Origin of the sequence: Corynebacterium sp. H78, from assembly GCF_037572275.1 — a bacterium.
Taxonomy (GTDB): Bacteria; Actinomycetota; Actinomycetes; order Mycobacteriales; family Mycobacteriaceae; genus Corynebacterium.
Genome location: NZ_JBBHKX010000003.1, coordinates 38,631 through 57,508, shown reverse-complemented (window position 1 = coordinate 57,508; position 18,878 = coordinate 38,631). Strand labels below are relative to the sequence as shown.

Here is an 18,878-nt window from a genome sequence, read left to right as displayed (position 1 = left end):
CGGGCAGAAGTCGCTACCATTGAGAGGCGTGGAACTTCTGAAAAAGCTTCTCAACTCCGATCCCAGTATCCCCCGCCTTACGTGCTACGACGAAACGACGGGCGGACGCGTCGATCTTTCCGCGACAACGCTTGATAACTGGGCCTCCAAGATCGCCAACATGCTTCACGACGAATTCGACTTGGAAGCAGGAGACCCCATCTGGATCGAATTGCCCCCGATCTGGTCGGCAGTGTGCATTCTGGTGGGTGCCCGACGCGCAGGCATGCATCTCAGCCCGACCGAGCCGTTGGCAGTTTTCACCACCCTGGATCGACTGAGCGAGTGGGACGAGAAGTGCCCAGATGCCTACCTTGCTGCTGTCACTGATGATGTCTTTGGGCGCGGGGTCGCTGAATGTGGTGGCTCGATTCCTCCAGGTGTCATCGACTTCGGCCCAGAGGTTCGACTCCATCCTGATCAGTACCTGGGGCCAGGGTTGGATGATATGGGAGCGGAGTTGATCGAGGGGCATTCCGTCGAGAAGCTGTTGGAGATGGCCGAGCAATACGCCAGCGATCAGGAGCTACCAACTCAGGCGCGTGTCCTAACGCGTGGTTGGCTTGTCGACGGAGATCGTGGCTTTAACGCCGAAGCTTGGACTCAATCAGTACTTGCGCCGTGGATGCGTGATGGTTCTGCGGTGATCGTGCGGGGCGGAGACGAAGATCGGTTGCGGGCGATCGCGGAGGCAGAAAAAGCCGTGGTTTTGTAACTGTTTTCAGCTGAAAACATAGATCTGGCATTGTGTTTTCCTCTGTTCCTCCTCTCCATCGCGAATTCGCACATACCATTGCAATGTGATTACTCGTCCGTACATCCTGGCAATTCTGGCCGTACTCAACATCATCGCGGCGCTGGCCGTATGGGATCTAGGTCCCTGGTGGTGGATTTTGATGGGGCTAGTGCTCGTTCTCGATTGCATCGCAATCTATGACCTCAATCAGAAGAAGCACTCCCTCTTGCGTAACTATCCAGTTCTGGGACACGCTCGATATCTGCTGGAAGCAATCCGTCCGGAAATGCAGCAGTACTTCGTCGAGAGGAACTTCGACGGTGCTCCATTTGACCGGGATACTCGTACTGTCGTGTACGAGCGGGCAAAGGGATTGAGCTCGAAGAAGTCATTCGGTACAGAACGGGATGTCACACAACCCGGATACGAATATGTGCGCCATTCAATGGCTCCCGCTCACACTGTGTTGGTCAACCCTCGCGTTCGCATCGGCGGCCCCGACTGCACCCAACCGTATGATGCGTCGATCATGAATATCTCGGCGATGAGCTTCGGCTCTTTGTCTCCTAACGCTGTGCTGGCCATGAACAAGGGCGCTGCGATGGGAAAATTCGTCCAAGACACCGGCGAAGGTGCAATCAGTCCATATCACTTGGAGCATGGCGCAGACATTTACTGGCAGCTGGGCTCGGGTTACTTCGGAGCGCGAACCGACGATGGCGACTTTGATCCAGAGCTGTTCGCCCAGAAGGCTGCAATCCCGCAGGTCAAAGCAACTTACTTGAAGGTCAGCCAAGGCGCAAAGCCTGGCCTTGGCGGTATGTTGCCTGGCGACAAGGTCAATGAAGAGATCGCGGCGACTCGTCACGTTCCAGTTGGCAAGGGTGTCATGAGCCCGCCGTATCACCGCGTATATTCCACTCCACGTGAGCTAGTTCGATTCATGGGCACTATGCGTCAGCTCAGTGGTGGCAAGCCAGTTGGGTTTAAGCTCTGCGTGGGCTCACAGGTGGAGTTCCTCGCGGTGTGCAAAGCGATGATTGAAGAGAACATCACACCAGACTTCATCATCGTCGACGGTTCCGAAGGTGGCACGGGTGCTGCACCCCTGGAGTATTCTGACCGCGTTGGCCTCCCGCTTTCCGACGGTCTCATGCTGGTGCACAACGCACTCGTTGGCGCGGGTCTCCGTGATCGCATCAAACTGGGCGCAAGTGGCAAAATCATCACTGGGTTCGATGTCATCAAACGCATGTGCATCGGCGCCGACTTCGTCAATTCTGCCCGCGGCATGATGATGGCCGCCGGTTGTATCCAGTCTCAGCTGTGCCACACAAACGAATGCCCGGTAGGAGTAGCCACCCAGGATCCAGCTCGTTGGAAAGCACTCGATGTTGATGACAAAGCTCGTCGGGTAGCTAATTATCACGAGGCAACGGTGCAGGAAGCTGCTCAGATTCTTGGATCAATGGGATTACAGGACTTCGCAGCCCTCGGCCCGACGCATCTGATGCGTCGAACTAGCGAGGAAGTTGGCGAGGATTATTCAGAGCTATACAACTGGCTTGAACCAGGCGAGCTGCTGCGTGGCACTCGATTCGCAAATTGGGCATTCACGTGGAAACAAGCAGATCCGGATACTTTTCGGTACCCGGAACTGTATCTGAAAGCCTAATGCTCGCTAGTTGCCCATTAGTTTCTGGCGTAGGGCTTCGTCCTTCTGAAGAACAGCATCACGCATGTCAGCCTGGTACTTCTCCATTGCAGCGACCAACTCTGGGAAGCCAGCAGACAAGATGCGAACTGCCAGCAAACCAGCATTCTTGGCGCCACCAACGCCAACAGTTGCCACCGGTACGCCGCCTGGCATCTGCACGATTGACAACAGGGAGTCCACACCTTCGAGGTTCTCCAGTGCACGCGGCACACCGATGACAGGCAGTGGCGTGGCTGAGGCCACCATGCCTGGCAGGTGCGCTGCACCGCCAGCTCCTGCGATAATGACGCGCAAGCCCTTTCCTGCCGCAGACTTCGCGTAGTCAATCATGCGCTCAGGCGTACGGTGTGCCGACACCACGCCAACTTCAAAAGGAATGCCGAACTCGGCAAGAACCTGGGCTGCTGGTTCCATCGTTGGCCAGTCGGAATCGCTGCCCATGATGAGCCCTACCAGCGGACCCTGAGCATCTTTCAGTTGATCTGCCATTATGTACTCCTCTAAATAAGAGCTAGTGAGAAAGAACTAGTTAGATTTCGGGGCGTGGTTCGCTGATGCTACGCGACGTCGTGTCCATCTGCCCACACAGCATTAACAATAAAACCTGCAGACAGGGCTGCGATTCGACGAACCTCTGCAATTCCTTCTGCAGAGTCATCGTTGCCACACACGTTAACGTGTCCTAGCTTTCGCCCGGCGCGCCAGTCCTTGCCGTACCAGTGGATTTTCACCTGGGGGAAACGACGCCACACTGCTGCGAAACGGTCTGCCATCGGCATCGCCGGATCCGTGTCGGCGCCAAGGGTGTTGGCCATCACTGTTACCGCTGCGGTCGTCTCGACAGAACCCAGTGGATAATCCATGACTGCGCGCATGTGCTGTTCAAACTGGCTGGTCACGCAACCGTCTTGCGTCCAGTGACCGGTATTGTGCGGGCGCATTGCCAGTTCATTGACGAAAATCTGGGGTGCGCCGTCTGCATCAACAGTTTCGAAAAGTTCAACAGCAAGGGCACCCGTGACACCAAGCTTTTCGGCGATCTTCGTCGACAAAGACCGTGCTGCGGTTTCCAGATCGTCGTCTAGACCCGGCGCAGGGCAGACTGCCTCAACACAAATGCCGTCCGTCTGCACCGACTCGAGCACTGGCCACGCAGCCACATCACCGGACGGAGTACGCGCGCACATTGCAGACAGTTCGCGAACGAGATTGACCTTCTCTTCTGCCATCAGCGGAACGCCTTCTGCAAGAAGCTTCTCGACGAGCCCCGCCAACTCTGCGCGCTCTGGAAACCACACGCCATGACCGTCGTAGCCGCCTCGTCGTGCCTTCAAGCACACGGCATCGCCGACTTTGTCAGCGAACGTCTCGGCATCCGCAACGGATTCAATTGCTGCGAATGGCGGCACTGGCGCGCCCATCATCTGCAGCTTGCCGCGCATGAGCAATTTGTCCTGCGCGTATATCAGTGCATCCGGGCCAGGCTGCACGGAAACGCCCTGTTCCTGGAGCTTATGTAAGAACTCTGTTGGCACATGTTCGTGATCGAATGTCACCGCATCTGCGCCAGCTACTGCAGCCTGCAGATCGTCCCAGTTCTTGTAATCCCCCAGGATCACATCCGCACACACCTGCGCTGCGGAAGAGTCCATTGAACCAGCCAGTACTCGAACGGACTGCCCCAGTTCAATCGTTTCGGTTTGCATCATGCGAGCCAACTGCCCGTCGCCAATGACAGCAACGACAGGCATACCCGGCGCGTGTGCAGCAGGATTGCCATTGAACGTTGACTCAGACACAGAGTTTTCACCAGAAGAAGCAGAAGTCACGGTATTCATCATAAGGGTTAGGCTCCCTATCTCTGGAACCGGCGAAAGCGACAACAGACACTTCCCCAGTGATTGCCTCTTGCTTGGCTACGTCATGCGAGCAACCATTTTGGCGACTTTTCTTGTCGACGGGACGTCACGAAGCGCCATCGGCGGTCCAAAGGGGTTCGTTCGTAGCAACAGCACCGTACCGTTCCTGTCGATTCCTCTAATAGAACGGAGGTCAATAGTTACGACTCGTGGACGTACCAGGCCTCGTCGCAAGATAATGCGCCGGTCAGTGAGTACAAAGCGCTCGCCCAGCCAAGCAAGTAACGGTCGTGCGACGCGAAAGAAGACCAACACTATCCAGGCGAGGAGTAGGAAGTTTCGGATGGCCATGAAATCGTTCGATGCGACTCCGGGATTATCGATGAAGCCGATGAGCAGCCAAACAATGCCGGTGATCACCAGCAATTCAAGCAGTGGCCATACCAGTCGACCGAACACCGGATTCGTGTCCAGCAGTATTTCCTCATCATCATCGATTTCGTCCCATGGAAAAGCCATTATCGCGCGCCGCCTCCCGACGAATATCCACCTTCAGCATTTCGCAAATGTTGCACATCACCGGCAGCTACTACATGAGATGTGCCAGTTTTGTCGGTGACAATTAATTCACCGTCGTCACGTACATCAACGGCCTTACCCGTGAGAAAGTTCCCGCCCGGCAACTCGACGCGCACTTCAGTGCCGATGGTGCGACACCACGATCGGTAATCGGCCATGAGGCTGGCAGTATCTATACGCCACTGATACTCACGACGATCCAACGCATTCAACAGCGCTGCGGCCAGTTCAGTGCGGTTCACATTTTTCGCACCTTCCAGGGTGAGCGAAGTTGCGTGCGGGACTGGCAGTTCGTCATCAAGCAGGTCGACATTGATACCAATTCCAGGAACAAGTGCTGGTGGATCGATAGATCCAGCCTCAACCAAAATTCCGCAAATCTTACGGCCACGAACGAGAACATCGTTCGGCCATTTCAATCCGACATCGGAGGCGGGGATGCCAGCTTCATTCACAATCATGTCAACAACGGCAAGACCACTGACCAACGGCAGTAAGCCCAACTGCTCCGCTGCTAGCTGCTGAGGTTTGAACAGCACTGAAATTGCCAGCGACGCGCCGGCTGGTGATTCCCATACCCGTGACAGTCGACCGCGTCCAGCAGTCTGGTTCGACGCAACGATGGCAATGCGGTCTGGGGCGTCGTCGTCAAGCATGGCAAGTACATCCGCGTTTGTAGAACCCGTGGACTCCTTCACGTGTACCCGACGCCACGCGGGAGTGGCCGCGATGAGCTGCTCAGGATTGAGGGGTGCGCGAGCAGGACGGTTCTCGCGGGGGCTTACCGGTGTGTTGACCATGGAAACAAATCCTACCGATATCCAGCACCTTTCCGAAACTGTGAGGTAGATCACAGGCGCTATTCTTTATCTTTTGCCCTCAAAACACTATGTTGACAAAACATGACCATTCCCTCACGTTTATCGCGTCAGCAGCGAACCATCAATCGAGCAGACGCTCAGCCAGTCGGACACTCGACAGCAACGAGCTCTGCGGCACCGCACCCAATCCAGCAGGCTTGGAAGGATTCCCCTGCGACAACCGCAGCTAAGAACGAGGATCTTCTCCGCCGTCGCGCTGAAGCCGCGATGCCAATGGGCCCAGCAGCCCAGCAGAGGGTTCACGATGCCGATCGACTGACCGCCAGGGAACGACTCGACTACTTCCTCGACGAAGGCTCATTCGTCGAAATTGACGCACTCGCGCGCCACCGCACCACCGACTTCGGCATGAGCGATAAGCGACCAGTCACTGACGGCATCATCACCGGTTGGGGAACCATTGATGGTCGCGAGGTTTGCGTTTTCTCGCAGGACGGCACCGTCTTTGGTGGCGCACTCGGCGAGGTCTACGGCGAAAAGATGGTGAAGCTCCAGCAGCTGGCCGTCGATACGCAGCGTCCGATCATCGGCATGTACGAAGGCGCAGGTGCCCGCATCCAGGACGGTGCGGTATCACTTGACTACATTGCACAGACTTTCCACCACAACGTCCGCGCATCTGGCGTTGTGCCACAGATCTCCATCATTTTCGGCGCCTGCGCCGGAGGTAACGCGTACTCCCCTGCACTCACCGACTTCGTGGTCATGGTCGAAGAGTCGTCACGCATGTTCGTCACAGGCCCGGATGTCATCAAGACGGTCACTGGCGAAGAAATCACCCAACGCGAGCTCGGTGGCGCTGACGCACACATGCATCTCGCTGGCAATACTCATTACACGGCTACCGACGAGAAGGATGCTCTCGACTGGGTTACCGATCTCCTCGATCACCTGCCTGACAATAATCAGTGCCTCCCAGAAGCGTGGGACTCCGACTTCGACGAGTCCATCACTGACGAGGACCGCGTCCTCGACTCCATCATCCCCGACACCCCTTCGGTGCCTTACGACGTCCGCGACGTCATCACCACGATCTGTGACGATGGCGACTTCATGGAAATTCAGGAAACCCGCGCGCACAACGTTGTGATCGGTTTCGGCCGCATTGAAGGCAAGGTTGTGGGCTATGTCGCCAATCAGCCCATGTCGTACGCTGGCTGCCTTGATATTGATGCATCTGAGAAGGCTGCGCGCTTCGTCCGCACCTGCGATGCATTCAACATTCCACTTGTCCTCCTCGTCGATGTACCTGGCTTCCTCCCCGGTGCGGAGCAGGAGCACCAAGGCATCCTTCGCCGTGGCGCAAAACTGCTGTACGCATACGCAGAAGCATCCGTACCTAAGATCACTGTCACCATGCGCAAGGCCTACGGTGGCGCATACTGCGTCATGGGTTCCAAGGGCCTAGGCGCTGACCTGAACCTGGCATGGCCTACCGCTCAGATCGCCGTCATGGGCGCTGCCGGAGCAGTCGGCTTCTTGCACCGCAAGGAACTCCGCAAGGCGATGGAAGACGGCCGTGAGCTTCAGCCACTCATTGACGAGTTTGAGCGCGAGTATGAAGATCACATGTTGAATCCATACATCGCAGCCGAGCGGGGGTTAATAGATGAAGTAATTCTTCCATCAGAGACCCGAATCCGTATTGCAAAAAACCTCCGACTACTTTCCACTAAGAAAGTGGCCTGGCCTGCGCGTAAGCACGGGAACATGCCTTTGTAGGTTCAAAATCAGGGCGAAAAACGAATCCCCCCGACGCTCCCCCCTCGTTAACGGTGATTGCCCCCGTTTCTCGCCCCCACAATCGGAAACGTAGACTGATAAACATGACGACCGCCGCAAATACTCAAACCGGCACTGAGCCGGACAAGACCACCACGGCCGGCAAGCTGGCCGACCTCCGCGCCCGTCTGGCAGAGACCCAGGCCCCTATGGGCCAGGCTGCAGTCGACCGCGTTCACGACAAGGGCAAGATGACTGCCCGTGAGCGCATCGAGTTCCTGCTTGATGATGGCTCTTTTGTCGAAATTGACGCTCTCGCTCGCCACCGTTCGAAGAACTTCGGTCTGGACGCTAAGCGCCCAGTAACCGACGGTGTTGTAACCGGTTACGGCACCATCGACGGACGCAAGGTCTGCGTTTTCTCCCAGGACGGCGCCATCTTCGGTGGTGCTCTCGGTGAGGTCTACGGTGAAAAGATCGTAAAGATCATGGATATGGCTGTTAAGACCGGTGTTCCTATCATCGGTATTAACGAAGGCGCTGGCGCGCGTATTCAGGAGGGCGTTGTCTCCCTCGGTCTCTACTCCCAGATCTTCCTCCGTAACACCCTCGCTTCGGGCGTTATCCCACAGATCTCCTTGATCATGGGTGCTTGTGCAGGTGGCCACGTTTACTCGCCTGCGTTGACCGACTTCATCATCATGGTCGACGGCACTTCCAAGATGTTCATCACCGGCCCAGACGTCATCAAGACCGTCACCGGCGAAGAAGTAACACAGGAAGAGCTCGGTGGTGCTTCCACCCACATGGCAACCTCCGGTACCTCTCACTACACCGCTTCCGACGACGAGGACGCATTGTCGTTCGTCCAGGAGCTGGTTGGCTACCTGCCATCCAACAACCGTGCTGAGGCTCCACGTATGGAAGCCGACATCATGGAAGGTTCCATCCAGGACAACATCACTGAGACGGACCTCGAGCTGGACACGCTTATTCCGGACTCGGCAAACATGCCATACGACATCAAGGATGTCATCACCCGCCTCTCCGACGATGGCGATTTCTTGGAGATCCAGGAAGACTACGCTCAGAACATCGTCATTGGTTACGGTCGCGTCGAAGGTCGCTCGGTTGGCTTCGTTGCAAACCAGCCAATTCAGTTCGCAGGCTGCCTGGACATCAAGGCTTCCGAGAAGGCTGCTCGCTTCGTCCGCACCTGTGACGCGTTCAACATTCCAATCATCATGCTGGTTGACGTTCCAGGCTTCCTGCCAGGCACCAACCAGGAGTACGACGGCATTATTCGTCGTGGCGCTAAGCTGCTGTACGCATACTCTGAGGCTACTGTTCCGAAGATCACCGTCATTACCCGTAAGGCTTACGGTGGCGCATACTGCGTGATGGGCTCCAAGGACATGGGTGCAGATATCGCACTGGCATGGCCAACTGCTCAGATCGCTGTCATGGGTGCTTCCGGCGCTGTCGGCTTCATCTACCGCAAGGAACTGAAGGAAGCTGCAGCTGAGGGCAAGGACGTTCTTGCTGTTCAGAAGGAATACGAAGCAGAGTACGAAGAGACCTTGGTTAACCCATACATGGCTGCAGAGCGCGGCTTTGTGGACGCGGTTATTCCTCCAAGCGAGACCCGTGGTCAGATCATCGAAGGCCTGCGTCTCCTGGAGAACAAGGTCGTCAACGTACCAGCCAAGAAGCATGGGAACATTCCGCTGTGACCGATACCAACGCAACCGAAGCAACCACCGACACCGCTGCCGAAGAAAAGCCAAAGGCACCTTTCTTCACAGTCGTTAAGGGAAACCCAACGCCTGCAGAAACTGCGACTCTCGCAGTCCTGTTTGCCGGTATGGCTAACGCAGCTGCAAACGCTGATACCGACAAGGGTCCTCGCAACGACTGGGGCGCTCTGGGCTCCGGCTTCCAGAACAACACTCGCAGCTACAACCCTGCGGTTTTCCGCAACGTCGCTTACTACTAATCGCATGTAGTTGAGCATGTAGCTCGAATCGACTACTTCCAGTCGGTCGCATAAGAATGCGCCCTCACCACATGGTGGGGGCGTTTTCTTTAGCTCAAATCTCGCATACTCCCATTATTATGAAGGAATGATTCACTTGTCGCACAACCGAGTCCATCGAGGTCGTCGTCCGCTTGTGGCAGCTGCGGTGGCAACGGCGCTCATGTTGGTAGGTTGTTCAGGTGCAGGTGGTTCCGAGGAGCCATCGCCAAAGGCCAAAACTCCGTCTCGCATCGTCTCGCTTTCACCTACCGCTACCGAGACGTTGTTCGCAATTGGTGCGGGCGATCAAGTTATTGCCGTCGATAGTTTGTCGGACACCCCGAAAGAGGCTCCACGCACGGACTTGTCGGCATTTAATCCCAATGCCGAAGCAGTGCTGGCGGAAGATCCCGATCTCGTGATCATTGCTCAGGACGTCAACGGAATTGCTGACTCATTGGAGTCCGCAAACGTAGAGGTCATTCTCGCACCAACTGCGGCATCGATCGACGAGGCGTACCAGCAGGTTGGAATGCTCGGCGAGGCTACGGGCCATACCGACGAAGCGGCCGAGGTCACAAGCACGATGCACGACCGGATCACGAAGGCCATTGCTCGCGTGCCGGAAAGCGTCCGTAACGCAGAGGTGTCGTACTTCCACGAGCTGGATTCGACGTTGTACACCGCGGGTAATGGCACGTTCCTCGGCGAGATTTACGGGTTGTTTGGTCTGACCTCCATCGCTGGAGACGGCGCTGACTACCCGCAGCTCAGTAACGAACAAGTAGTGTCAGAGAATCCAGAGCTCATCTTCTTGGCGGACGCTGGTTCCGACGGAGGCGTCTCACCGGATGACGTGAAGGCGCGTCCTGGTTGGTCTGAGGTGGATGCGGTGAAGAACGGCAACGTCTTCCCTATCGATGCCAACCTGGCCAGCCGGTGGGGTCCTTCCCTACCGACGTTCATTGAGTCTTTGTCCAAGATTCTGACTGAGCAGGCTAAGCTCCCTGAAGTTGCGCCTGCAACTTAGGCTGTCGTGTCGAACTAGCAGCTGCCTCGTTTCTCACTAGACAGTCTGGATCTGCATGAAATACGCGCTTTCTATCGCACTTGCGACGATTGCACTGCTGGCCACATTTGTTTTTGGCATTATGGCCGGTGCCGCTCCACTTCCAGTGACGGGTATCCTGTCGGAGCTAACTCAGGGTTTTGTCGACCCCTTGCTGGGTAATCCTGAGTCTTTCACGGATCGTCAAGCCGCCATCTTCTGGAGCATCCGCTTGCCTAGAGTGGTTCTCGCAGCGCTTGTTGGCGCGACGCTCGCAATTGCGGGCGCGGCCTATCAGGCTGTCTTCCGAAATCCTCTCGCCGACCCGTACCTTCTTGGTGTGTCCTCGGGTGCAGCGTTGTCAGTGACCGTGGGCATCATGTTGGGGGTCTCGTCGGCAACTGTGCCGTGGATTGGCTTTTTCGGCGGTATACTCGCGGTCGTGGCGACCTACCTTGCAGGTTCGTCGGCAGGTGATCGCTCTGGTCCGCTCACCGTTGTGCTGGCAGGTGTTGCCGTCGCTGCATTTGCGAATGCAGTGCAGTCGTACTTGCTGCAGAAGAACTCCGAAACCTTACGACGAGTCTACGGCTGGATGCTGGGTCAGCTCGGTACAGCTACGTGGTCATCAGTTGTCGCAATGGTGGTGCCAGCCGTTTTAGGGGTCGGAGCGATATTAGTGGCGGCGAAGCTCCTGGATGTCATGACGCTCGGAGACATGGAAGCCAGTTCGCTGGGTGTGAATCCTCGGTTGGTTCGCTTCGCATTAGTGGTTGCTGCGACCTTGGCGACATCTGCTGCGGTGAGCGTTTCGGGTCTGATCGGTTTTGTGGGCATTATCGTTCCACATACAATCCGGTTGATTGTCGGCCCCGGCCACGTGCTACTCCTGCCTTTGACCGCACTATGGGGTGCTACGTTTCTCTCCGTTGCAGACATTTTCGCGCGGGTTGCATTGGCTCCAGAGGAGATTCCGGTGGGGGTTGTGACCGCTGCACTTGGCGCGCCGTTCTTCTTATTCCTGTTGCATAGGCATGGGAGGTCACGGTCATGAAGCCCGACCATGACGTAGCGATTACCACGGAGTCATTGTCGGTCCGTTATGCACGCGCGCATCGGAATGCGGTTCATGAGCTATCCATCGATGTTCCCATGGGAAGTTGGATGAGTATCGTCGGACCGAATGGCTGTGGCAAGTCAACCTTGTTGCAAGCTTTGGCAGGGGTGATCCCGTATTCAGGGACTGCAATGATTGCGGGTCTCGCTCCGAAAGACACCCGTCGTCGAACGTTTGCACAGTCTGTTGCGCTCATGCCACAGCGCCCAGTTCTGCCAGAGGGGATGATCGTCCGCGACTACGTCAGGCTCGGTCGAGCCCCGTATCGAGGTCATCACCCTGAGATTGCTGATTCCGTTCTGGATAGTCTCGACCTGTCGCATTTCGCCGACCGTCAACTACTTGAGCTCTCAGGTGGCGAGGTTCAGCGTGTTGCCTTAGCCCGCGCGTTGTCGCAGGAACCTCAGGTCCTGCTTCTCGACGAGCCGACATCTGCCCTCGACATCGGTAATGCTCAGGATGTCCTGGAGCTGGTGGATAGAGTTCGGATTGCCCGTGGTCTCACCATCATGTCGGCAATGCATGACCTAACTTTTGCAGGCATGTTCAGTGATTCTCTGATGCTCATGCAATCTGGTGAGAAGGTCGCAACAGGCTCTGCCACCCAGGTTTTGACCGCAGAGCGGATCAACTCTGTTTATGGAGCTGAGGTCCAGGTGACGACGTCGTCAGGCTTCCCAACCGTCGTTCCGAAACGTAAGTAGCGCTTCTCCCGTGGAGCTACACCGGTCGCGACAGCAAAACGTGAGTCATTAAACTGGACGATCATGAACCGCGTCATCCTTGCTTCCTCGTCGCCGTCTCGTCTCATGGTGTTGCGAGGCGGTGGTATTGAACCAGAGGTTATTAAACCTGATGTCGATGAAGATGCGATTCTCGCTCAATGCGCCGATGCTTCGACTGTCCACACCGTTGCAGAATCGTTCGAAAGCGCGAAGTCCGCAGTCTGCGCACTTGCCGAAGCCAAGGCAGCAGCCGTGGTGTCCGGTTTGGCTGCGTGTACGCAGGAAACCGTCGTTATTGCGTGTGATTCCATGCTGCTTCTCGACGGTCACCTCACTGGTAAGCCCCACACTGAATCGGAAACAATTCGCAGGTGGGAGGCGCAACGTGGCAGGGCTGCAGAGTTGGTCACCGGGCACTGCATTGTGCGATTGTCGCCAGAAGGTGGATCAACCGGAGCGCAGTCGGGAGCACCGTCACTGGCATCTGGCCAGAAAACGGCCGTGGGCATTACTGCTCAACACACCGAAGCTGTATCCACGACTGTCCGCTTTGGACAGGCATGCGACGCAGACATCGCAGCCTACGCTCGCACTGGCGAACCATTCGGCTGCGCGGGTGCCTTTACGTTGGAGGCGTTGGGTGGTTGGTTCATCGACAGCATCGATGGGGATCCATCGAGTGTTCTAGGGCTGTCGTTGCCTCTTATCCGTCGGGTCGTGAACATGTGGGATATGCCCATTTCTAGCTTCTGGAATCGCTAGCTCACGCTTGCTCGGGATAGTCCCGGGGCAGCTCGAAAGAAGCTAGGACAACGCCCGGAGCGAGGTTTCGCACTCTGGCCGCTAGTACACATGAAAAAGCGCCGGCACACCATGTGTGCCGGCGCTTTCCTTCTAGAGAGGTACCGCAGCTAGGCAGCTATAGTCCAGCTGTGGTGAGAGGAGTTACTTCTTGTTCTCGCAGCGCAGGATAGCTTCCTGAGCAACCAGTTCCTGAATGCCCATGTCCAACTCAGAGGTAAAGCCAACACACGAGCAGTTGATCTCGCCGAGAACGTAGGTGTCTTCGCCGTCCTCGCCATCTTCCAGCATGAAGTCTGCGGTCCAGATCAAAGGGATGTTGTCGCCACCGAGCTTCTCAGCGATGACTGGGCGAGCCTCAGCGAACATGTCGATGAGATCCTGCCATGCCTCTGGCTTGTCGTAGGTGTACTTCGCACCGGAGAACAGGGTTGCAGAGAAGTTGTCGCCACCTGCAGCAGGCTTCTTGTGGACAACGAAGACTGGGTGTGGACCAACGAGGAGAATGCGGATTTCGCCTTCAACAATGCGTGGGCAGAAGCGCATATCCACGAGCATGCCGTTGTCACCGATGATGTACTGGTCACAGAAGTCCATGAAGTCGCCGAGTTCGCGAATCTCTGTGTGGTTGTCGACAGCTTCGGTGCAGCGCAGCTTGGTGTCCAATGGCAGTGCGGTACCTGGAACAACCGAAGCTGCCAGCTCCTTGTCTTCGAGCTGAACGCGCCAGATGCCGGAGCCCGTGGAGCCACGGTTCTGCTTCAGTACACGCTCGCCGTAGGAGACGGAGGTTGGGAAGGTGTTGTGGAAAGTCTCAACATCGTAGTATGCAGCGGTGTCAGTTGGAACAAGGTCAGTGTCCTTGAGCTTGACCAGTGCATCCTTTGCACCGTAAGCCATCATCTCTTCTGGGGTGGACATACCAACCAGGCCCGCTTCGTTGGACAGCTTGGACAGCAGTCCAAAGTAGCCCTTTTCGCCACCAGGAATGTTGCCTGGGTTTACGCGGGAGATGTAACCGTCGAAGTTAGCGGCGACGTACTCGTACAGGGCGTCAGTCCACTCTGGGCGGTAGAAGACAACCTCGGCGCCCCAACCCTTTTCCTGGATTGCCTTAACAATTGGCATGGTGTCCTTGCGGTGGCCGTCAATAAACTTGTCCGAGCCGCCCTCGACCTCGAAAACTACAATGTTCTTCTTCACTTGTTCTCCTTTGTTGCAAGTGCAAAGCGGGGCGTTTTATGGCACCTTCTGTATTTCTCGGTGGGTCGAAGGGACGCCATTACCCCACGTTCAGTGGTATCGAGCCAGGGGGTTCAACCGCGACTCTTTAAGAAAATTTTAGTCTTGTTTATATGCAGGTCGCTGGGGGAAAAGCCCTCATTCACCCCCAATTGTGAGAAGTGTCCTACAGGTGTTCCTGTGGACTTTCCCTTGATTTACTTCGCGTTCATTTAGTGTCCATAGCGCACCTTATTTGCGACGATTCCGATTCCCCATCTACATACCCGCCGAGGCATACACTGAGTCCAAGGAAGTCCTGAGAGAAGGTCACTCAACTGACCGACGAAAGCGAGCATCAAATGGCGTTGATTTCTGTGGCGACGGATCGTCGTAAAGCTGCGCTCGAGCAGTGGCAGGGATTAGGTGGCGCGTCTGCGTGCGCGCTGGCAAAAAGTGGCATCAGCTTCCCTGCCGGAAAAATGGCAGAAGGACGAGTCGCTGCATTGGGGGAACTCGTTCGAGCGTTACGCCGGCAAGCTCGAGAAGGAGATGTATCGGTCGCGCAGGAGCGAGACATTGCGTCGTCGATCCGAAATGAGTGGGTAGAAAAGTTGCAAGCGAGCAACCCGGCAGAGCTATCGAAAGACTGGCGCGCCTACCTTACTGGTGGCGCAGATGAGCTGGACGAGATTCTGCAGTTACTGAACTAACGGTTCCGTCGCTACGGAAGGCATGTGTGCTGTGTCATTCTACTGTGGTTTCCGTAACCCCGTAAGCTGAAGTTGATACCGCTACGACCATTTTCGTTTTGTCAGGAGCACCGATGCCCGCACCGTTCGATCCACATCCATTGTTTGCGCAATATGCACATCCTGAGCGATTGGTCTCTAGCAACTGGTTGGCAGCTCGACTTGGTACGCCAGGGCTACGAGTGGTGGAATCCGACGAGGACATGTTGTTGTATGACATCGGACATATCCCAGGCGCGGTTCGCATCGACTGGCACCGAGACCTCAACGATCAAACCATTCGCGATTATATTGACGCCGAAGCTTTCGCCGAGCTCATGCGTTCGAAGGGTATTTCACGCGACGACACCGTCGTGATTTACGGCGACAAGTCCAACTGGTGGGCTGCATACACTCTGTGGGTGTTCGAGCTCTTCGGACATCCGGATGTTCGCCTACTCAACGGTGGTCGCGATGCGTGGATGACCGAGGAACGCGACACCAGCTTTGAGGTCCCCGAGTACCCCCGCACCGATTACCCCGTAGTGGAGCGCAACGATCACATGCTCCGCGCATATGCAACGGATACTTACGACATGATCGGCAATGGCACTCTTATCGACGTCCGAACTCCCGAAGAATATGCGGGAAACCGGACCCACATGGTCGATTATCCACAGGAGGGAGTCCTCCGCGGTGGACACATTCCCACCGCTGTGAACGTCCCATGGAATCAGGCAGTCTATCCAAACTCTCGCTTCCGCCCACTGGAAGAGCTGCAGGCGATCTATAAGGATGTCGAACTTAACGACGACGCGATTGTCTACTGCCGCATCGGTGAGCGAAGCGCTCATACCTGGTTCGTCTTGCGCTACTTGCTCGGCAAGGAGAACGTGCGCAATTACGACGGATCGTGGGTCGAGTGGGGCAACATGATTCGCACGCCAATTGCGACGGGAAGCGAACCTGGCGAGCTAAGTAGCGCACATAACAAGCCACCGCGCCTAAACTCGGCTGAATAGCCTTCGCCGAATCCCCCCTTTAAGGGGAAATTAGGTGTACGAAATAACTACTGAATATGCAGGTAATTCCTTTTCGCCCATGCTCAATGCCCTGGTTTTTCCCTAGAACCCCAAGCTTGAACGGTGATCAAGCTGCAGTTTCTACCCCCGACTACACGGGGCTGACAAAAGGCAATTCCAGCAACTATGACACAATAGTTTGTATTGGGTTGCACGGTGTTAGCCGTACGTTAGCTCGCGTTCATTCGTGAGTCACTGGCTGAAACCGTAGAACCTTGATGATTGTCGCCCCACTGCCGGTCGGATGAGCCGCCCGGCAACTCACGAAAAACTGGAGGATTTCGTGTCCGAGCAGACCACTGAAAAGATTACGAAGGTTCTCATTGCGAACCGTGGCGAAATTGCCGTTCGCGTCATTCGCGCAGCGAAAGATGCAGGCATTCCGTCCGTAGCTGTCTACGCTGAGCCGGATGCGAATGCTCCGTTTGTCGAGATGGCAGATGAGGCATTTGCGCTTGGCGGACAGACGTCTGCCGAGTCCTACTTGGTATTCGACAAGATCCTGGACGCAGCTAAGAAGTCTGGCGCTAACGCAATTCACCCAGGCTACGGCTTCCTGTCTGAGAACGGCGACTTCGCTGAAGCTGTCGAGAATGCTGGTTTGATCTGGATCGGACCATCTCCAGAGTCCATCCGCGCACTGGGCGACAAGGTTACGGCCCGCCACATTGCTCTGCAGGCTGACGCACCGATGGCTCCTGGCACCAAGGAGCCTGTCAAGGACGCCGCTGAGGTCGTTAAGTTCGCTGAAGAATACGGCCTGCCTATCGCTATTAAGGCTGCTTTCGGTGGTGGCGGTCGCGGTATGAAGGTTGCTTACGAGATGGACGAGGTCGCTGACCTTTACGAGTCCGCTACGCGTGAAGCTGTGGCTGCTTTCGGCCGTGGCGAGTGCTTCGTTGAGCGCTACCTCGATAAGGCACGTCACGTTGAGTGCCAGGTTCTGGCTGACAAGCACGGCAACGTCATTGTTGCTTCCACTCGTGACTGCTCCCTGCAGCGTCGCTTCCAGAAGCTCGTCGAAGAAGCTCCAGCTCCATTCTTGACCGAAGAGCAGGATCAGCGTCTGCGCGAGTCCGCAAAGGCTATCTGTAAGGAAGCTGGCTACTACGGTGCAGGCACCGTTGAGTACCTGGTCGGCTCCGACGGACTCATCTCGTTCCTCGAGGTCAACACCCGTCTCCAGGTTGAGCACCCAGTAACCGAAGAGATCACGGGCCTCGACCTTGTTCGCGAGCAGTTCAACATTGCTGAAGGCAAGGAACTGTCCCTGAAGGAAGACCCTGAGCTGCACGGCCACGCTTTCGAGTTCCGTATCAACGGCGAAGACGCGGGCTCGAACTTCATGCCAGCTCCAGGCACCATCACCAAGTACTCCGAGCCATCCGGCCCAGGTGTCCGCATGGACACTGGTATCCGCGAGGGCGATGTCATTGGTGGTCAGTTCGACTCCATGCTGGCAAAGCTGATCGTTTGGGGTAAGGACCGCGACGAGGCTCTGCGCCGTTCCGCACGTGCACTGGCTGAGTACAAGGTTGAGGGTCTGGCTACGGTCATTCCATTCCACGCTCACATCGTTGAGAACCCAGCATTCGTTGGTGACGGCGAGAAGTTCGATGTCTACACCAAGTGGATCGAAGAAGAGTGGGATAACCCAATCGCTCCATACGCTGGCGACTCCGATGTTGAAGAGGACGAGGCAGTTCCATCCCAGAAGGTTGTCGTCGAGATCGATGGCCGTCGCGTAGAGGTTGCTCTCCCAGGCGACCTGGCACTGGGTGGTGGCGCTGGTGGCGCTAAGAAGAAGTCCAAGAAGAAGCGCGCAGGTGGCGGCAAGAAGGCTGCTTCCGGTGACGCAGTGGTCGCTCCAATGCAGGGCACCGTCATCAAGGTCAACGTCGAAGAGGGCGCTGAGGTCAATGAGGGCGACACCGTTGTTGTTCTCGAGGCTATGAAGATGGAGAACCCTGTTAAGGCTCACAAGTCCGGTACCGTCACCGGCCTGTCCGCTGAAGCTGGCGCTGGCGTCGGCAAGGGCGATGTCTTGATGGAAATCAAGTAAATCATCCCGCACAGCTCATCGCTGAGCACCTTTTGTAAAACCGGCCAGTACGCATCGCGTGCTGGCCGGTTTTACTTCTATCCACTTCCCTTCCTCCCACGAAAGGACATCCGCTATGGAGCCATTCGACCTCAACTCTGGCCGCTTCTACCTGCGTCAACTGCGTCACGACGACCGCGTCGATGATGCACCAGTACTCTCTAACATCTACGGTCGCGAAATCTCGGACGAGTACTTTGCTCAGGCTGAGCAAGATTGGTCTGACGGTACTGTCTTTCGGTGGGCGCTGTCTGAACAGACGAATATTGAATTGGTGGCGGAGGTCGTCGTCACGCGTAACGCAGATGGAACCACGGACATAGCGATTACCCCGAACGGTGACCTGGATCGTGTGCTGCCAGGCGACGATGACACGCTTGTGCCAGTAACGGTTGGCGATGCCGTGGAGACGGCACGCGGAACCGTGAGCCGGTGGGTTGCGGATGAGTTCGCTGGGTAGGCTGATTTCGTGAGGATTCCTAGCCAGTTCAAGAAAGAATTC

General features: G+C 56.4%; 18 protein-coding genes. 13 read left to right on the top strand and 5 right to left on the bottom strand.

Annotated elements, in window-relative coordinates; all coding sequences use genetic code 11:
- Positions 1-28 precede the first annotated feature (28 nt).
- Together WG934_RS06730 and WG934_RS06725 are read left to right on the top strand one after the other, a co-directional pair.
- Positions 29-754: a TIGR03089 family protein gene (locus WG934_RS06730; protein ID WP_339989318.1), complete on the top strand. Its 726-nt coding sequence runs from the start codon at positions 29-31 to the stop codon at positions 752-754.
- A gap of 85 nt (positions 755-839) precedes the next feature.
- Complete coding sequence (locus WG934_RS06725) at positions 840-2,450, top strand: FMN-binding glutamate synthase family protein (RefSeq protein ID WP_339989317.1); 1,611 nt, start codon at positions 840-842, stop codon at positions 2,448-2,450.
- Positions 2,451-2,456: 6 nt separating this feature from the next.
- Here the strand turns inward: WG934_RS06725 and purE are convergent, their stop codons facing one another.
- The 4 genes from purE to WG934_RS06705 form a co-directional block, all read right to left on the bottom strand.
- Positions 2,457-2,981 carry a 5-(carboxyamino)imidazole ribonucleotide mutase gene (gene purE / locus WG934_RS06720; RefSeq protein WP_339979116.1) on the bottom strand — a complete coding sequence of 175 codons (525 nt, stop codon included), beginning with the start codon at positions 2,979-2,981 and terminating at the stop codon, positions 2,457-2,459.
- A 68-nt stretch (positions 2,982-3,049) separates the two neighbouring features.
- Positions 3,050-4,321 (bottom strand): 5-(carboxyamino)imidazole ribonucleotide synthase, encoded by a 1,272-nt coding sequence (locus WG934_RS06715; protein ID WP_445228212.1) that lies wholly within the window; start codon positions 4,319-4,321, stop codon positions 3,050-3,052.
- 87 nt (positions 4,322-4,408) lie between these two features.
- Positions 4,409-4,870 (bottom strand): hypothetical protein, encoded by a 462-nt coding sequence (locus tag WG934_RS06710; RefSeq protein ID WP_339979112.1) that lies wholly within the window; start codon positions 4,868-4,870, stop codon positions 4,409-4,411.
- Positions 4,870-5,730 carry a biotin--[acetyl-CoA-carboxylase] ligase gene (locus tag WG934_RS06705; protein WP_339979110.1) on the bottom strand — a complete coding sequence of 287 codons (861 nt, stop codon included), beginning with the start codon at positions 5,728-5,730 and terminating at the stop codon, positions 4,870-4,872. Before WG934_RS06705 ends, WG934_RS06710 begins: the two co-directional genes overlap by 1 nt.
- 207 nt (positions 5,731-5,937) lie before the next feature.
- Between WG934_RS06705 and WG934_RS06700 the strand changes: the two genes are divergently transcribed.
- The 7 genes from WG934_RS06700 (at position 5,938) to WG934_RS06670 (ending at position 13,202) form a co-directional block, all read left to right on the top strand.
- Positions 5,938-7,533: an acyl-CoA carboxylase subunit beta gene (locus tag WG934_RS06700; RefSeq protein WP_445228224.1), complete on the top strand. Its 1,596-nt coding sequence runs from the start codon at positions 5,938-5,940 to the stop codon at positions 7,531-7,533.
- A gap of 104 nt (positions 7,534-7,637) precedes the next feature.
- A complete protein-coding gene (locus tag WG934_RS06695) occupies positions 7,638-9,266 on the top strand; it encodes an acyl-CoA carboxylase subunit beta (RefSeq protein WP_339989313.1) in 1,629 nt (542 codons plus the stop codon).
- A complete protein-coding gene (locus tag WG934_RS06690) occupies positions 9,263-9,529 on the top strand; it encodes an acyl-CoA carboxylase subunit epsilon (protein ID WP_339989311.1) in 267 nt (88 codons plus the stop codon). Before WG934_RS06695 ends, WG934_RS06690 begins: the two co-directional genes overlap by 4 nt.
- A gap of 127 nt (positions 9,530-9,656) precedes the next feature.
- On the top strand, positions 9,657-10,580 hold the full coding sequence (locus tag WG934_RS06685; RefSeq protein ID WP_339979100.1) for an ABC transporter substrate-binding protein: 924 nt from the start codon (positions 9,657-9,659) through the stop codon (positions 10,578-10,580).
- Positions 10,581-10,635: 55 nt separating this feature from the next.
- Positions 10,636-11,652, top strand: coding sequence for a FecCD family ABC transporter permease (locus WG934_RS06680; protein ID WP_339989309.1), 1,017 nt, complete (start codon positions 10,636-10,638; stop codon positions 11,650-11,652).
- Positions 11,649-12,419, top strand: a complete 771-nt coding sequence (locus WG934_RS06675) for an ABC transporter ATP-binding protein (RefSeq protein WP_339989307.1) — start codon at positions 11,649-11,651, stop codon at positions 12,417-12,419. Before WG934_RS06680 ends, WG934_RS06675 begins: the two co-directional genes overlap by 4 nt.
- 63 nt (positions 12,420-12,482) lie before the next feature.
- Positions 12,483-13,202: a nucleoside triphosphate pyrophosphatase gene (locus WG934_RS06670; RefSeq protein ID WP_339979093.1), complete on the top strand. Its 720-nt coding sequence runs from the start codon at positions 12,483-12,485 to the stop codon at positions 13,200-13,202.
- A gap of 183 nt (positions 13,203-13,385) precedes the next feature.
- Here the strand turns inward: WG934_RS06670 and WG934_RS06665 are convergent, their stop codons facing one another.
- A complete protein-coding gene (locus tag WG934_RS06665) occupies positions 13,386-14,444 on the bottom strand; it encodes a Cj0069 family protein (protein WP_339979091.1) in 1,059 nt (352 codons plus the stop codon).
- A gap of 380 nt (positions 14,445-14,824) precedes the next feature.
- Here WG934_RS06665 and WG934_RS06660 point away from each other — a divergent pair, with 380 nt between their 5' ends.
- The 4 genes from WG934_RS06660 (at position 14,825) to WG934_RS06645 (ending at position 18,836) form a co-directional block, all read left to right on the top strand.
- On the top strand, positions 14,825-15,175 hold the full coding sequence (locus tag WG934_RS06660; RefSeq protein ID WP_339979088.1) for a hypothetical protein: 351 nt from the start codon (positions 14,825-14,827) through the stop codon (positions 15,173-15,175).
- Positions 15,176-15,288: 113 nt separating this feature from the next.
- On the top strand, positions 15,289-16,215 hold the full coding sequence (locus WG934_RS06655) for a sulfurtransferase (RefSeq protein ID WP_339989305.1): 927 nt from the start codon (positions 15,289-15,291) through the stop codon (positions 16,213-16,215).
- 304 nt (positions 16,216-16,519) lie between these two features.
- Positions 16,520-18,337: an acetyl/propionyl/methylcrotonyl-CoA carboxylase subunit alpha gene (locus WG934_RS06650; RefSeq protein ID WP_339979083.1), complete on the top strand. Its 1,818-nt coding sequence runs from the start codon at positions 16,520-16,522 to the stop codon at positions 18,335-18,337.
- 115 nt (positions 18,338-18,452) lie between these two features.
- Positions 18,453-18,836 (top strand): hypothetical protein, encoded by a 384-nt coding sequence (locus WG934_RS06645; RefSeq protein ID WP_339979080.1) that lies wholly within the window; start codon positions 18,453-18,455, stop codon positions 18,834-18,836.
- The last annotated feature ends 42 nt before the right edge of the window (positions 18,837-18,878 follow it).

What these genes read in the sequence shown, in the direction of transcription:
- purE (WP_339979116.1), bottom strand. Translation starts at nt 2,981, where the DNA reads ATGGCAGATCAACTGAAAGATGCTCAGGGTCCGCTGGTAGGGCTCATC.
- WG934_RS06710 (WP_339979112.1), bottom strand. Translation starts at nt 4,870, where the DNA reads ATGGCTTTTCCATGGGACGAAATCGATGATGATGAGGAAATACTGCTG.
- WG934_RS06705 (WP_339979110.1), bottom strand. Translation starts at nt 5,730, where the DNA reads ATGGTCAACACACCGGTAAGCCCCCGCGAGAACCGTCCTGCTCGCGCA.
- WG934_RS06695 (WP_339989313.1), top strand. Translation starts at nt 7,638, where the DNA reads ATGACGACCGCCGCAAATACTCAAACCGGCACTGAGCCGGACAAGACC.
- WG934_RS06685 (WP_339979100.1), top strand. Translation starts at nt 9,657, where the DNA reads ATGATTCACTTGTCGCACAACCGAGTCCATCGAGGTCGTCGTCCGCTT.
- WG934_RS06680 (WP_339989309.1), top strand. Translation starts at nt 10,636, where the DNA reads ATGAAATACGCGCTTTCTATCGCACTTGCGACGATTGCACTGCTGGCC.
- WG934_RS06675 (WP_339989307.1), top strand. Translation starts at nt 11,649, where the DNA reads ATGAAGCCCGACCATGACGTAGCGATTACCACGGAGTCATTGTCGGTC.
- WG934_RS06670 (WP_339979093.1), top strand. Translation starts at nt 12,483, where the DNA reads ATGAACCGCGTCATCCTTGCTTCCTCGTCGCCGTCTCGTCTCATGGTG.
- WG934_RS06660 (WP_339979088.1), top strand. Translation starts at nt 14,825, where the DNA reads ATGGCGTTGATTTCTGTGGCGACGGATCGTCGTAAAGCTGCGCTCGAG.
- WG934_RS06655 (WP_339989305.1), top strand. Translation starts at nt 15,289, where the DNA reads ATGCCCGCACCGTTCGATCCACATCCATTGTTTGCGCAATATGCACAT.
- WG934_RS06650 (WP_339979083.1), top strand. Translation starts at nt 16,520, where the DNA reads ATGAGCCGCCCGGCAACTCACGAAAAACTGGAGGATTTCGTGTCCGAG.
- WG934_RS06645 (WP_339979080.1), top strand. Translation starts at nt 18,453, where the DNA reads ATGGAGCCATTCGACCTCAACTCTGGCCGCTTCTACCTGCGTCAACTG.